This is a genomic window from Streptomyces chisholmiae (assembly GCF_031845445.1).
In the GTDB taxonomy this organism is placed as follows: Bacteria; Actinomycetota; Actinomycetes; order Streptomycetales; family Streptomycetaceae; genus Streptomyces; species Streptomyces chisholmiae.
On record NZ_JAVREO010000023.1, the window covers coordinates 68,824 to 82,879 of the forward strand.

Genomic DNA, 14,056 nt, shown 5'->3' on the forward strand with positions numbered 1-14,056 from the left:
AGCCAACGTGCGATAAGTTGAGTCTATTCCACTCAAGCCCCGGAACGCCAAGCGATCCCGGGGTCAACCCCGCACCCTTTCCCCCCTCGCCCGGGTGAGCCACCCCTGATCCGCCCCGGACCGACCGTCCGCCGGCAGGACTGGCCCCCGGACAGGAGAGGAGGCACCATGACAGCCATGGTTGCCCAGCACCCCGGCCCCGCGTCGGACGACGACGCCGCCGCGGGCACCGCCGACGACCTCCTCGAAGTGGCACTACGCGGCCTGGACGTCCCCGAGGGCTTCCGGGTCGAGGTCTACGAGGAGGAGATCGTCGTGACCCCGCCGCCGGACGGCGACCACGAGTACATCGTCGCCGCGCTGACCCGTGAGGTGCTGCTGCACGCCGGCACCGCCATGCTGAGCGCGGGGAACAAGGGGCTACTGCTCCCCCGGGGCGGCCTCTTCCCGTTGAACCGCATGGTGCCCGACGCGACCTTCGCCCCTGTGGCCGCCAACCCCTTCCGCGGCGCCCCCGCCTGGATGGAGCCTGAGGGGGTCTCGATGGTGGTCGAGGTGACCAGTTCCCGTCCCGAACGGGACCGTTTCGACAAGCGGCGCGCCTACGCGCAGGGCGGCATCCCGCTCTACCTCCTGGTGGACCGGGACCGGGGCACCAGCACCCTGTTCAGCGCCCCCACCCAGCAGGACTACGCCCAACAGCACCGCGTCCCACTGGGCAAGCCGCTGCCGCTGCCCGACCCCTTCGCCTTCGACCTGGATACCGGCCGGCTCCTCTGACCCACTCCCCCGCCCCCTCCGCCCCGCGGCGGGTTCCGCCAGACCCTGCTCTCCGCTCAGCCCCCGGCCGGGGTCGGCTCAGCCCCCGGCCGGGGCGCGTTCGGCGCCCGCCGCCGTGAAGAGGGTGCGGGCCTCGTCGGGGAACGGGCGGCCGACGACCTGGCCCTCGCCGCTGCCCACCGACATCACGGCCAGCACCGTGCCGGACTCGGTCGCCTGGTCGTAGTCCTGGAGCCAGGGCCCGCCGCTCGAACCGGCCGTCAGGTCGCACTCCTCCAGCAGCAGGCCGCCCACGTTGGCCGCCTCCGCCTCGCCCTGGTCCAGCACCCGCAGGTCGCCGGCGCAGTAGTGGAGCGACTCGCCGTCGTACGGGTCGGCCGCCGGGTAGCCAAGCACCGCGACCTCGCCCTCCTCCGTCACCGGCTCGAAGGCCAACGCGTTGGCCCCCCACACCTCCTGGACCGTGCGCCCGTCCTTGGCCTCCAGGGTCAGGAAGGCGTAGTCGTGCGGCAGGATGGCGCTGGTCTCGCGCGTGGTGTCCCAGCCCTCCGGGGTGTGGAACGCGGCCACCCGCCAGCCGTCCTCCCGGTAGTGCTCCCGCCCGTGGTCGTAGGCCGGGACGAAGTAGACGTCCCCCGGTGCCCCCGGGCTCTCGTCGCCGCTGACGCAGTGCGCGGCCGTGGCGACCACGCTGCCGTTCGGGGCGTCCACGATGGCGCCCGAGCAGAGCCCGAGGCGGCCGCCGCCCGCGTCCCAGATGATCTTCCCCACCGTGCTCACCGTGCCCTGTGCCCAGGGGTCGGCCGCCACCGCCGGGGGCGCCGTGACAAACAGCGCCGCCGTGGTGGCGGCGATGGCTATGGGGAGGCGCGCTAGGTTCATACCGACACCCTGGGATCACCCAGGGGTGAAGTCCAGCCACCGTCCGCCGATCGGGTGGGTGAACCTCCCGCCTCCCGGGCGCGCCGCGTTGACATCCCCCGCACGCCGTCCGGCGCAACCGGTCTGACCGGGCGCCCCGTTGGGTATTTGCATGGTCATGCCAGCAGCGGCCGATCCGCACCGTCCGTCCCGGAGGCCACCGTTGTCCCACCCGCCAGCCCGCCCGGTCGGGCCCGCCCGCAGAGCCGTCCAGGCGGCCGTCGCGCTCGCCCTGTCCCTGCCGCTGCTCGCGGTCGGCACCACCGCGCCGCCGGCCGCCGCCGAGGCCGACCGTTCCGCCCTCCAACGGGCCTTCTCGGAGGCCGCCGCCGAGTACGGGGTGCCGGAGAGCGTGCTGCTCGGCGTCGCCTACCTCCAGTCGCGCTGGGACGGGCACCACGGCGCGGCCAGCGTCTCCGGCGGCTACGGACCGCTGCACCTGACCGACGTGGCGACCGCGCTGGCCGAGTCGGCCGACGGTGCCGGCCACCACGCCGTCGGCGCCGAGGACCCGCGCGGCGACCACGCCCGTCCGCTGCCCCGGGACCGGCCCGCCGCCAGCGATCCGCACCAGGCCCGGCCCGCCGCCGGTTTGGCCGCCGAGCCCGGCACCCTGCCGCTGGCCGCCGAACTCACCGGCCTGCCGCCCGACGAGCTGCGCGCCGAGGCCGCCGCCAACGTGCGCGGCGGCGCCGCCCTGCTGGCGCACGCCCAGCGCGAACTGGGGGCACCGGCGAGCACCGACCCGGCCGACTGGTACGGCGCGGTCGCCGCCTACCCGCGCGCCGACACCCGGGACGCGGCGGAGGGCTTCGCCGACGAGGTGTACCGGGTGATCGCCGAGGGCCCGAGCCGCACCACCGCCGAGGGCCAGCGCATGGCGCTGCCGCCCGCCGACATCACCCCCGACACCGCCACCGCCGAGCCGCTCGACCTGCCGGACCCGGCCCGCGACCCGGCCGTCGAGTGCCCGCGCCGGATCTCCTGCGCCTGGCTGCCCGCCCCCTACGAGGAGTTGCCGGACGGCGGCTACGGCAACCACGACCGCGCCGACCGGCCCGCGTCCCAGCCGATCGACTACATCGTCATCCACGACACCGAGGCCACCTGGGAGACCACGCTCGACCTGGTCCAGGACCCGGCCTACGTCTCCTGGCACTACAGCCTGCGCTCCGCCGACGGCCACGTCGCCCAGCACCTGGCCACCCGGGACGTCGGCTGGCACGCCGGCAACTGGTACGTCAACGCGGGCTCCATCGGCCTGGAGCACGAGGGCTTCCTGACCGAGCCGGACGCCTGGTACACCGAGGCGATGTACCGCTCGTCGGCCCGGCTGGTGCGCTACCTGGCCGCGCGCCACGACATCCCGCTGGACCGGCACCACATCATCGGCCACGACAACGTGCAGGGGCCGACCGGGGCGTCCGTCAGCGGGATGCACACCGACCCGGGCCCTTACTGGGACTGGGCGCACTACTTCGAGCTGCTGGGCGCGCCCTTCCAGCCGACCGGCGGCCCGCGCGCCGGGCTGGTCACCATCGCGCCCGACTACGCCGCGCACCGGCCCGAGTTCACCGACTGCGCCGGCGCGGGCAGCGCGTGCGTCCCGCACGGCTCCTCGGCCGTGCGCCTGCACACCGCGCCGGACCACGAGGCGCCGCTGGTCAGCGACTTCGGCACGCACCCGGGCGACGGCCGGTCCTCGACCGGGGTGAACGACGTCGGCGCGCGGGCCACCGCCGGGCAGCAGTTCGTCGTCGCCGACCGGCGGGGCGACTGGACCGGCATCTGGTACCTGGGCCAGCTCGCCTGGTTCCACAACCCGGCCGAGGCGCCGACCGCCCTGCCGGCGCGCGGCCTGGTGGCGACCGGCCGCGGCGACGCCCCGACCATCCCGGTCTACGGCCGCGCCTACCCGGAGGCCGCGGCCTACCCGGCGGACGTGCCGGCGCAGGACGTGGTGCCGCTGGCGTACGAGATCCCCGCCGACCAGGCGTACGTGGTGGGGCAGCGGGTGCCGAGCAGCTACTACTGGGCCGTCAGCTTCGACCCGGCGGGGCACCGGGTGATCAGCGGCGAGGAGTACTACCAGGTGCAGCTGGGCCACCGGATCGCCTACGTCCGGGCCGCCGACGTGACCCTGCGCCACCGCTGACCCCGACGCCGCTGACCACTACCTGACCACGAGCTGACCAACCGTCAGGGTGGGTCGCCTAGGATGCCGCCTCATGGTGCCCCGACGCCCGCCCGCCGGCACGCTGCCGCTGCTCGCCCTGCTGTCCGCCGCGCTCTGCGCGGCGCTGATGACGGTGGTGGTGGCCGGCGGCAACGACCCGCTGGCGGTGGACCGGGCCGCCCACGACTGGGCGTTGGCGCACCGCTCGCCCGGCTGGGCGGACGTGCTGACCGTGGTCTCCGACACCGGCACCCGGACGCCGGCGGTGCTGGTGGCGATGGTGGCCGGCGCGCTGGTGGCGCGGAACATCTGGTGGTGGGGCGCGGTGGCCGGGGCCGCCGCGCTGCTCCTGGCCCAGCTGCTGCGCTACGGGCTGGTGCGGGCGATCGACCGGCCCCGCCCGCCGGAGTCCGACTGGGTGATCCACGTCAACAACCCGTCGCTGCCCTCGGGGCACGCCACCACCACGGCGCTGGTCGCCATCGCGCTGGCCAACGCGCTCTGGCCGCACTGCCGGCGGCCGCTGACCCGCGCGCTGGCGGTGGGGCTGCCGGCGCTGTGGGCGTTGACGGTCGGCTTCAGCCGGGTCTACCTGGGGGTGCACTGGGTGAGCGACGTCCTCGCCGGCTGGCTGCTGGCGACCGCAGTCAGCTGCGTCTTCCTCCCGCTGCTCGCCCGCGCCCTCCGCCGGGCCGCCACCACCAACCCGGGCCACTGAACCCTGGCCGGGCCGGCCGAACGGCCACCGCCCCGCGGCCCGACCACGCCGGGCTTCGGCCCCGGGCGCGGAGCGCCCCTCGGGACGCCAACGCCAGCCCACCCGGTCCAGCACCGCCCGGCGGCACACCGGGACACCCCAGCCAGACGGAGCACGCCCCCCGCCCGCGGCCGACCGGCCACGGGGGGCGCAGCGCCCAGTGCCAGCCCGCCGCAGCCCGCCGCGCCGGGCGGCCGCCGGGCCGCGGCGGGGCTCAGGCCGGCGCGGCCAGCGCTCAGCGGGGGCGGTCGGGGCGCCAGACGACCAGCGCCGCCGAGTGGGTCACGTCCTGGTAGGGCACCAGGTCCCGGCGGTAGGAGGCGTGCACCTGGGCCTCGCGCTGCCGCATCTGGACCGCCGCGCCCTCCACGGCCTGCTGGAGCTCGGCCACCCGGGACTGGAGCGCGGCGACCTGGTTCTCCAGCTCGATGATGCGCTTGATCCCGGCGAGGTTGATGCCCTCGTCCTGGGAGAGCCGCTGCACCTGGCGGAGGAGCTGGATGTCGCGCGCCGAGTACCGGCGGCCGCGACCGGCGGCCCGGTCGGGTGAGACCAGGCCGAGCCGGTCGTACTGGCGCAGCGTCTGCGGGTGGAGCCCGGAGAGCTGCGCCGCCACGGAGATGACGTAGACCGGCGTGTCGTCGGTGAGTTCGTAGGGGTTACTGCTCTGTCCGTGCCGGCCGTTCATCTCGTTACTCTCCCTTCGCGGCCTCGAACAGCCCTGCCCTGGGGTCCTCCCCCTCGGCTGCCGCGCGGTATTCGGTCAGGGCCTTGCGGGCCTGGTCGCCGAGGTCGCGGGGGACCGCGATCTCGATGGTGACCAGCAGGTCGCCGAGGGTGCCGTCCTTGCGGACCGCGCCCTTGCCCCTGGCCCGCATGGTGCGTCCGCCCGGGGTGCCGGGCGGGAGCTTGAGGGTGACGGGCGGACCGCCGAGGGTCGGCACCTTGATCTCGCCGCCGAGCGCCGCCTCGGGGAAGGTCACCGGCACCGTGATGGTGAGGTTGTCACCGCGGCGGCCGAAGACCGGGTGGCTGTCCACATGGACCACCACGTACAGGTCGCCGTGCGGGCCGCCACGCTCGCCGGGCGCGCCCTTGCCGCGCAGCCTGATCCGCTGCCCGTCGTCCACGCCGGCCGGGATCCGGACCTGCATGGTGCGGGAGCTGGTGGCCCGGCCGCTGCCCCGGCAGTCGGCGCACGGGTCCTGGGCGATCAGGCCGCGGCCCCGGCAGTCGACGCAGGGGTCGGTGAGCGAGAACCCGCCGCCTCCGCCTCGGCTGACCTGGCCGGTGCCGACGCAGGTCGGGCAGACCCGCGGGGTGCCGTTCTTGTCGCCGGTGCCGGAGCAGGTCTTGCAGGCGGCGCTGGATGACATCCGCAGCGGGACGGTGGCACCGGAGACGGCCTCGGTGAAGCTGAGGGTCACCTCGGACTCGATGTCCTGGCCCCGGCGCGGCTGGGTGCGCGTGCCGGTGCCGGCGCCGGGGCCGCCGCGGTTGAACAGCCCGCCGAAGACGTCGCCGAGCCCGCCGCCGAAGCCGCCGGCCGCGCCGCCCGGGCCGCCGGGCCCGCCGGCCGGCCCGCCCTGCCCTGGGCCGCCGCCGAAGAGGTCGCCCAGGTCGAAGTTGAACTGGCCGGCGCCGCCGGGCCCGGCGCGGAACCCGCCGTTCCCGAAGAGCGCGCGGGCCTCGTCGTACTCCTTGCGGCGCTTGGCGTCGCCGAGGACGTCATAGGCCTCGGAGACGCTCTTGAAGCGCTCCTCGGCCTTGGCGTCGCCCTCGTTGGCGTCCGGGTGGTTCTCCCGGGCGAGCTTGCGGTAGGCCTTCTTGATCTCCGCCTCGGTGGCGTCCCGGGGGACGCCGAGAACCTTGTAGTAGTCCTTCTCGATGAAGTCCTTGGTACTCATCCTCGGCGTCCCTCCTTCCGGTCCACGCCGTGCGTGGTGTCAGCCACCGCGTCAGCCCTCGTCCGAGCCGCCGTCGTCGTCCTGCTCCGCCGCGCCGTCCTCGGGCTCGGCGGGCTTGCCCGGCTGGGGCTCGGCCACGCCGACCCGGGCCGGCCTGATGGTGCGTTCGCCGATGCGATACCCCGGCTGCAGGATCTGCACGCACGTGGTCTCGGTGACGTCGGGCGAGTAGCTGTGCATCAGCGCCTCGTGCACCGTCGGGTCGAAGGGCTCGCCCTCCTTGCCGAACTGGGCCAGGCCCATCTTCGCCGCGACCGTCTCCAGCGACTCGGCGACCTGCTTGAAGCCGCCGACCAGCTCGCCGTGGTCCCGGGCACGGCCGATGTCGTCGAGCACCGGCAGCAGCTCGGTCAGGAGGTTGGCGACCGCCGTCTCCTTGACCGCGACCCGGTCCCGCTCCACCCTGCGGCGGTAGTTCTGGAACTCGGCCTGCAGCCGCTGGAGGTCCTGGGTGCGCTCCCGCAACGCCGTCCTGGTCTGATCCAGCTGGGCGGTGAGGGCGGCCGCCTCGGCCGGCTGGCCCGCGGCCGACTCGGCGTCCTCGACGGTCTCCGGGGCGCCCTCGGCCGCGGCCTCGCCGCCGGCCTCGGGCGCCTTCGGCTCGGCCGCCGCCTCGGGGTTCGGCACGTCGGCGTCCGGGACCTCGGGCTCCTTGTCGAAGCCCTGCGGGTCCTGTGTCACGCCGCACCGCCCTTCGGCTTCTCGTCGTCCACGATCTCGGCGTCCACCACGTCGTCGTCGGCGCCCTGCGCGGCACCGGTGGCCCCGCCGGCCTCGGCGCCGGGGGCGGCCTGCCCGGCCTGGGCGTCGGCGTACATCGCCTGGCCCAGCTTCTGGCTGGTGGCGGCGACCCTCTCGGACGCCTCGCGGATGGCCGCGGTGTCCTCGCCCTTGAGCTTCTCCTTGAGGTCGGCGACGGCGGTCTCGACCTCGGTCTTGACCTCGGCCGGGACCTTCTCGGAGTTCTCCTTGATGAAGTTCTCCGTGGTGTAGACGAGCTGCTCGGCCTGGTTGCGGGTCTCGGCGGACTCGCGGCGCTGGGCGTCCTCGTCGGCGTACTGCTCGGCGTCCCGCATCATCCGCTCGATGTCGTCCTTGGGGAGCGCGGAACCGCCGGTGACGGTCATCCGCTGCTCCTTGCCGGTACCGAGGTCCTTGGCGGAGACGTGCATGATGCCGTTGGCGTCGATGTCGAAGGTGACCTCGACCTGCGGCACGCCGCGCGGCGCCGGCGGCAGGCCGGTCAGCTCGAACATGCCCAGCTTCTTGTTGTACGCGGCGATCTCACGCTCGCCCTGGTACACCTGGATCTGCACCGACGGCTGGTTGTCCTCGGCGGTGGTGAAGATCTCGGAGCGCTTGGTGGGGATCGTGGTGTTGCGCTCGATCAGCTTGGTCATGATGCCGCCCTTGGTCTCGATGCCGAGGGACAGCGGGGTGACGTCGAGCAGCAGGACGTCCTTGACCTCGCCCTTGAGCACACCGGCCTGGAGGCTGGCGCCGATGGCGACGACCTCGTCCGGGTTGACGCCCTTGTTGGCGTCCTTGCCGCTGGTCAGCTCGCGGACCAGGCCGGCCACGGCGGGCATCCGGGTGGAGCCGCCGACGAGGACCACGTGGTCGATCTCGGACAGCTGGATGCCGGCGTCCTTGATCACGTTGTGGAACGGGACCTTGCAGCGCTCCAACAGGTCGGCCGTGAGCTGCTGGAACTGCGCCCGGGTGAGCTTCTCGTCCATGTGCAGCGGGCCCTCGGCGGAGGCCGTGATGTAGGGCAGGTTGATCGTGGTCTCGGTGGACGAGGACAGCTCGATCTTGGCCTTCTCCGCGGACTCCCGGAGCCGCTGGAGGGCCATCTTGTCCTTGCCCAGGTCCACGCCGTGCGCGTTGGCGAACTGCTTGACCAGGTGGTCGACGACGCGCTGGTCCCAGTCGTCGCCGCCGAGGTTGTTGTCGCCGTTGGTGGCCTTGACCTCCACCACGCCGTCGCCGATCTCCAGCAGCGAGACGTCGAAGGTGCCGCCGCCGAGGTCGAAGACCAGGATGGTCTGGTCGTCCTTCTCCAGGCCGTAGGCGAGGGCGGCGGCGGTCGGCTCGTTGACGATGCGCAGCACGTTGAGGCCGGCGATCTCGCCCGCCTCCTTGGTGGCCTGCCGCTCGTGGTCGTTGAAGTACGCCGGGACGGTGATCACCGCGTCGGCGACCTTCTCGCCCAGGTAGGCCTCGGCGTCCCGCTTCAGCTTCTGGAGGATGAAGGCGCTGATCTGCTGCGGGTTGAAGTCCTTGCCGTCCAGGCCGATCTTCCAGTCGGTGCCCATGTGGCGCTTGACCGAGCGGATCGTGCGGTCCACGTTGGTGACCGCCTGGCGCTTGGCGACCTCGCCGACCAGCACCTCGCCGTTCTTCGCGAAGGCCACGACAGACGGCGTGGTCCTGGCGCCCTCGGCGTTGGTGATGACGGTGGGCTCACCGCCTTCGAGAACACTGACGACGGAGTTCGTCGTACCCAGGTCGATGCCGACCGCACGTGCCATTTCGGATTCCTCCAGCTGCTAGCTTGAGTGGGGCTGACTCAAGACTGCCGCAGCCGGCGCCGCCAGTCAAATGACCTGAGCGAACCCGACTCAAGCTTGTTCTCCACACCTCCATCAATGCCCCGTCAGTGGCGGCCGCCGCCCAGGTCAGAGCCGGTGCGGGCCGGCGGCTTCGAGGATCGGGCAGAGCGCCAGCAGCGCCACGTCGTCCTCCACCGCGCGGGCGAAACCGGTGACATCCGCCCAGACGAACCGCACCAGCGACTCCGGGTCGAGCGGTTGCCGCGCCGGCGCCCCGCAGCGCGCCGCCAGCCGCTCGGCCAACGGGTAGAAGGCGCCGCCCGCGTCCCGCGCCTCGGTCACCCCGTCCGTGTAGCCCAGCAGCAGGTCGCCGGCGCGCAGCGGGACGGTGACCGGCCTGGGCACCACCGGGCCCAGCCCCAGGCCCAGCGGCGGCGCCGGCTCCGCCGCCAGCTCCCGCACCCGGCCGTCCCGCAGCAGCAGCACCGGCGGGTGCCCGCAGGACGCCAGCCGCACCGAGCTCAGGTCCGGCGGGAACTCCAGCAGCACCGCCGTCGCGAAGACCTCCGACGGCTCCCCCTCGTCGCCGCCGGCGTCGATCCGCAGCCGCCGGTCCAGCCGGGTCGCCACCCCCGACAGCTCCGGCTCGTCCAGCAGCGCCTCCCGGAAGGTCCCCAGCAGCGCCGCCACCGTGCCCACCGCGGCCAGCCCGTGCCCCTGCACGTCGGCGACCAGCGCCCGCACCCCGAACGGCCCCTCCCGTACGTCGAAGAGGTCGCCGCCGACCAGCGCCGCCACCTGCGCCGCCCGGTAGAGCCCGGCGCAGCGCACCCCCCCGACCCGGTCGGCCACCGGCGGCATCACCGCGTGCTGCGCCGCCTCGGCCACGTCGCCCACCCGGACCAGCTGCCGGGTGTACCGGTTCCGCACCCAGGCGACCAGCACGCTGAACACCGCGATCGCGCCGATCGCCGCCACGTCGGGCGTCGTGATGTGGTGCGGGCTGGTCAGCGGGAAGATCATCAGCGCCAGCACCGCGGCGGCCAGCGCCCCGGTCCGCCACGGCCCGTACAGCAGCCCGGTCAACGGGGGCAGCGCGGCGAAGGCGAAGCCGAGCTGCACCCAGCCGGGCACCACCGCCTGCACCAGGGCCAGCGCCGCGAGCAGCACCCAGGGCACCACCCAGAACTGCCGCGGCAGCAGCGCGCGCAGCCCCTCGTAGGGCGCCGGCAGGCTCACTGAATCCCCTCGGCGACCCGCAGCCGGGCCGCCTCCTCCCGGATCGTGGGCAGCTGGGCGTAGAGCGCGTCCCCCGGGCAGTCGGTCGGCACGATGTCCCGGTGGCCGGAGACCACGTCCAGCTCGGCCGGATCACCCTCCGGCACCCGGCTGTTGTCGTTGGTGGAGACCATCCGCACCCGGCCGCGCGGGTCGGACCCCGGGCGCAGCTTCCACGCCGCCACCTCGGCGATCGCCTGGACCAGCGCCGGCGGCACCGCGCTCGGGTCGGTGAAGGCGCCCAGCGCCGCGATGCCGACGCTGTCCATGTTGAACCCGGTGGTGTGCGCGCCCAGCACGTACCGGTCGGCGCCGCCGCCGCGGCCCTCGTAGACGGTGCCGCACTTGTCCACCACGAAGTTGTAGCCGAGGTCGTCCCAGCCCTGCGCGCTGACGTGGTCGCTGTGCATCGAGCGGAGCATCTCGGGCGCGTCGGCGCAGTCGTAGTCGTCCGGGTGGTTGGTGTGGTGGATGAAGACCGCGCGGGCCGCCCCGGTGTAGGTGACCGGCTCGGTGCGCAGGCCCTCGTCGGCGTCCCACTCGTCCCTGCCGACCACCGCGGGCGCCGGGGTCGGCCGCTCGACGGCGGGCAGCGGGCGCTCCGGCTCGGCGGCCGGGCCCGGCGGGGCGAGCGGCGGGGCGTCCCAGGTGACCAGGGCGGCGATCGGCAGGACGGCGGCCCAGACGGCGAGCCGGTGCACGGTCATCGGCGCCGCCTTCAGGAGAGGATCTTGATGGCACTCGACCAGTTGAGCCCGAGGCGCTCCTGGGCGGCCATGTGCAGGAACTGGAACGCCTCCAGCTCCCTGGCCCGGCGCAGCGGGCCCACGTCCAGCGGGTTGAGCCCGCCGGAGGCGGCCAGCTCGGCCACCCGCCGCTTGCCCTCCTCGTCGTCCCCCGCGATCAGCACGTCCAGCGGCAGCCCGGCGACCCGGCCGCCCAGCAGGGTGCCGGCGAAGCAGGTGTTGAACGCCTTCACCACGGGCACCCCGGGCGCCGCCTCGGCGGCGATCCGCTCGGCGGCCGAGGTGCCGGCGGCGACCACCAGGCCGTCGAAGGTGGCGAAGTCCACCGGGTTGCTGATGTCCACCAGCACGGACCCGGCCAACGCCGTCCCGTACTCCGCGGCCACCGCCAGGCCCGCCGGGTAGGGCACCGCGAGGACCACCAGGTCGGCGCCCTCGACGCCGATCGCGTCCGACTGGGTCACGTCCGGGGTGGCACCGGGCGGGGCGCCGGCGCGCAGCTGTTCGGCCAGGTCGGCGGCCTTCTGCGGGGAGTGGTCGACGAGCCGGACGGTGTGTTCGCCGGCGAGCGCCCTGGTCGCTATGGAACGGGCCATGTTGCCCGCGCCAACAATGGTGATAATCACGCCTTCATGCCAGCACGGGCCCCCGGGACCCGCATCTCGACACCACCGCCCCCGCGGCCCGTCGCGGCGCCGTCAACTCCGCTCAGTCACCGTGCCCGTCGCGCATCTCGTCGAGCACCTCGACCAGCACCCCCGGGTGCATGTGGTCCGGGTCCTTCGCCGCGGTCAGCAGCGCCACGGTGCGCCCCTCGGCGTCCAGCCGGTGCAGCCGGTCCAGCGCCGCGGCCGGCTCGTCGGCGGCCAGCTCGGCGCGGTACCGCCGCCGGAACTCGCCGAAGTCCCCGTCCGGCCCGTGGTACCAGTGCCGCAGTTCGGGTGACGGGGTCAGCTCCTTGGGCCACTCGTCGAACGACAGCTCCGCCTTCTTCACCCCGCGTGGCCAGAGCCGGTCCACCAGCACCCGCAGGTCCTCGTCGCCGGCCGGCTCCTCGTACACCCGGCGCACCCGGATCACGGCCGGCCCCCGTCCACCCCGTGGCCGACGCCGGCCTGCGTGGCCGGCGGGCTGACCCAGAGCGCGGTGCCCGCGCCGACCGCGAGCACCACCCCGACCGCGAGCAACAACCACCACCGGAAACGTTGCTGGGGCGTCATCAGGCCAGCCACCACGCTCCACCCTTCGAGCCGAACGAGCGGCCGGTCCCTGCGCCGGCCGCTCGTCCATGGTGGGGGCCCCACCGGGCCACTTATCGGATTTGGGACGCCGGGCCGCGCGCTTCCTCCGATCGGACGGCGGCCCGGCCGGCATCTGGCCGAGCCGGCGGGCGGCGGGAGAGCAGCGCCGCCGGGACCGCGGCCAGCAGGATCAGCGCCACCGCCCACAGGTAGGTCCGCCGGAAGCCGTCCGCCAGCGCCGCCGGGTCGCCCTCGGCCCCCGCCAGGTTCCCGGCCAGCAGCACCGCCATCAGCGCGGAGCCGACCGCGGAGGCCAGCTGGGAGCCGATGTTGACCAGCGTGGCGGCGGCCGGCACGTCGGGCGCCGCGACCGAACGGGTCGCCGCCGTGATGCTCGGCATCATCGTCATGCCCACGCCCACGCCGAGCACCGTCAACGACAGCCGCACCTGCCACTCGGCGATCCCGGGCCCGAGCGCCAGCGCGAACCAGCCGAGGCCGGCGGCCGCCGTCAGCATCCCCGGCAGCACGATCCACCGCACCGCCACCCGGTCCACCAGCCGGCCGGCCAGCTGCATGGTCAGCCCGGCGGCCAGCCCCAGCTGGATGGTCAGCAGGCCGGACTCCAGCACGCTGTCCCCGCGCACCCGCTGGAAGAACATCGGGGTCAGCAGCATCGAACCGAAGTACCCCATCACGAACGGCAGCAGGCCGAGCAGCCCGAGCGCCAGCGGCCGGTGCCGCAGCAGCCGCAGGTCGAGCAGCGGCGCCGACACCGTCAGCGCCCGCCGCAGGAAGCCGAGCACCAGCCCGACCCCGACCGCCAGCGGCAGCCAGGCGTCCACCGAGGCAAAGCCGCCCGCGCTCTCGTTGGCCCTGGTCAGGCCGTAGATCAGGGCGGCGAACCCGGGCGAGAGCAGCAGCAGGCCCGGCACGTCGAGCCGCCGACCCGGCGTCGGCGAGTCGGCCGGGATGACCCGCGCCGCCAGCGCCACGGCCAGCGCCCCCACCGGCACGTTGACCAGGAACATCCACCGCCAGGACACCTCGTCCACCAGCCAGCCGCCGAACACCGGGCCCAGCGTGGGGGCGACCAGGATGGACAGCCCCGAGATGCTCATCAACATCCCCTGCCGACCGCCGCCGGCCGCCGCGGCGCGCAGCACCAGCGACATCCCGACCGGGGTGATCAGCCCACCGCCCAGCCCCTGGAGCGCGCGGAAGGCGATCAGCGACGGCGCGTCCCAGGCCAGCCCGGCGAGCGCCGAGCCCAGCACGAAGAGCGCGATGGCGGCCAGGTAGACCCGCTTCGCCCCGAACCGCGCCATCGCCCAGGGCGCGGCCGGGATCACCGAGGCCAGCGCGAGCACGTAGCCGGAGGTGACCCACTGGATGGTGGTCAGCGGCGCGTCGAACTCGCGGGCGAGCGAGTGCAGCGCGACGTTGACGATGGTGGTGTCCAGGACGATGGTGAACGACGCGAGCGCGGTCACCAGGGCTATGGCGACGGGCGAGCGCGGCTGGCTGCTGGCGGGCATGACCGACTCTTCTCTCCTCGGGACCGGGGCGTGCGCGCCGGGACCGTGGCTGGGGTGTGGCTGGGGGGCTTGGCTGAGCTGGGGTTCGACCGGGCTG

General features: G+C 74.4%; 14 protein-coding genes. 3 read left to right on the forward strand and 11 right to left on the reverse strand.

The genetic code is table 11. The annotated features are described in order from the left end of the window. Positions 1–177 precede the first annotated feature (177 nt). Positions 178–780, forward strand: a complete 603-nt coding sequence (locus RM844_RS28025) for a Uma2 family endonuclease (RefSeq protein WP_311670233.1) — start codon at positions 178–180, stop codon at positions 778–780. A 78-nt stretch (positions 781–858) separates the two neighbouring features. Here RM844_RS28025 and RM844_RS28030 read toward each other — a convergent pair whose 3' ends face one another. Then, positions 859–1,662 carry a trypsin-like serine peptidase gene (locus tag RM844_RS28030; protein ID WP_311670202.1) on the reverse strand — a complete coding sequence of 268 codons (804 nt, stop codon included), beginning with the start codon at positions 1,660–1,662 and terminating at the stop codon, positions 859–861. Positions 1,663–1,819: 157 nt separating this feature from the next. Between RM844_RS28030 and RM844_RS28035 the strand changes: the two genes are divergently transcribed. Further along, a complete protein-coding gene (locus tag RM844_RS28035; RefSeq protein ID WP_394814615.1) occupies positions 1,820–3,856 on the forward strand; it encodes an N-acetylmuramoyl-L-alanine amidase in 2,037 nt (678 codons plus the stop codon). 73 nt (positions 3,857–3,929) lie between these two features. Beyond that, positions 3,930–4,595 carry a phosphatase PAP2 family protein gene (locus tag RM844_RS28040; RefSeq protein ID WP_311670204.1) on the forward strand — a complete coding sequence of 222 codons (666 nt, stop codon included), beginning with the start codon at positions 3,930–3,932 and terminating at the stop codon, positions 4,593–4,595. 274 nt (positions 4,596–4,869) lie between these two features. Here RM844_RS28040 and RM844_RS28045 read toward each other — a convergent pair whose 3' ends face one another. The 10 genes from RM844_RS28045 to RM844_RS28090 form a co-directional block, all read right to left on the reverse strand. Next, positions 4,870–5,322, reverse strand: coding sequence for a heat shock protein transcriptional repressor HspR (locus RM844_RS28045; protein WP_311670205.1), 453 nt, complete (start codon positions 5,320–5,322; stop codon positions 4,870–4,872). 4 nt (positions 5,323–5,326) lie between these two features. Continuing rightward, entirely contained in the window at positions 5,327–6,541 is a 1,215-nt protein-coding gene (gene dnaJ / locus RM844_RS28050) for a molecular chaperone DnaJ (RefSeq protein ID WP_311670206.1), read from the reverse strand. 51 nt (positions 6,542–6,592) lie between these two features. Further along, a complete protein-coding gene (gene grpE / locus RM844_RS28055; RefSeq protein WP_311670207.1) occupies positions 6,593–7,282 on the reverse strand; it encodes a nucleotide exchange factor GrpE in 690 nt (229 codons plus the stop codon). Beyond that, complete coding sequence (dnaK, locus tag RM844_RS28060; protein WP_311670208.1) at positions 7,279–9,135, reverse strand: molecular chaperone DnaK; 1,857 nt, start codon at positions 9,133–9,135, stop codon at positions 7,279–7,281. The genes grpE and dnaK overlap by 4 nt, the downstream gene beginning before the upstream one ends. A gap of 147 nt (positions 9,136–9,282) precedes the next feature. Beyond that, the gene (locus RM844_RS28065; protein ID WP_311670209.1) at positions 9,283–10,395 is read right to left on the reverse strand and encodes a PP2C family protein-serine/threonine phosphatase; all 1,113 of its coding nucleotides are present in this window, start codon (positions 10,393–10,395) and stop codon (positions 9,283–9,285) included. Continuing rightward, positions 10,392–11,141 (reverse strand): peptidoglycan recognition protein family protein, encoded by a 750-nt coding sequence (locus RM844_RS28070; protein WP_311670210.1) that lies wholly within the window; start codon positions 11,139–11,141, stop codon positions 10,392–10,394. The genes RM844_RS28065 and RM844_RS28070 overlap by 4 nt, the downstream gene beginning before the upstream one ends. Positions 11,142–11,152: 11 nt before the next feature. After that, the gene (locus RM844_RS28075) at positions 11,153–11,806 is read right to left on the reverse strand and encodes an NADPH-dependent F420 reductase (protein ID WP_311670211.1); all 654 of its coding nucleotides are present in this window, start codon (positions 11,804–11,806) and stop codon (positions 11,153–11,155) included. Positions 11,807–11,888: 82 nt separating this feature from the next. Next, the gene (locus RM844_RS28080) at positions 11,889–12,260 is read right to left on the reverse strand and encodes a DUF488 domain-containing protein (RefSeq protein ID WP_311670212.1); all 372 of its coding nucleotides are present in this window, start codon (positions 12,258–12,260) and stop codon (positions 11,889–11,891) included. Beyond that, a complete protein-coding gene (locus RM844_RS28085) occupies positions 12,257–12,400 on the reverse strand; it encodes a hypothetical protein (RefSeq protein WP_311670213.1) in 144 nt (47 codons plus the stop codon). Before RM844_RS28085 ends, RM844_RS28080 begins: the two co-directional genes overlap by 4 nt. Before the next feature lie 92 nt (positions 12,401–12,492). After that, on the reverse strand, positions 12,493–13,959 hold the full coding sequence (locus RM844_RS28090) for a DHA2 family efflux MFS transporter permease subunit (RefSeq protein WP_311670214.1): 1,467 nt from the start codon (positions 13,957–13,959) through the stop codon (positions 12,493–12,495). Positions 13,960–14,056: the final 97 nt, after the last annotated feature.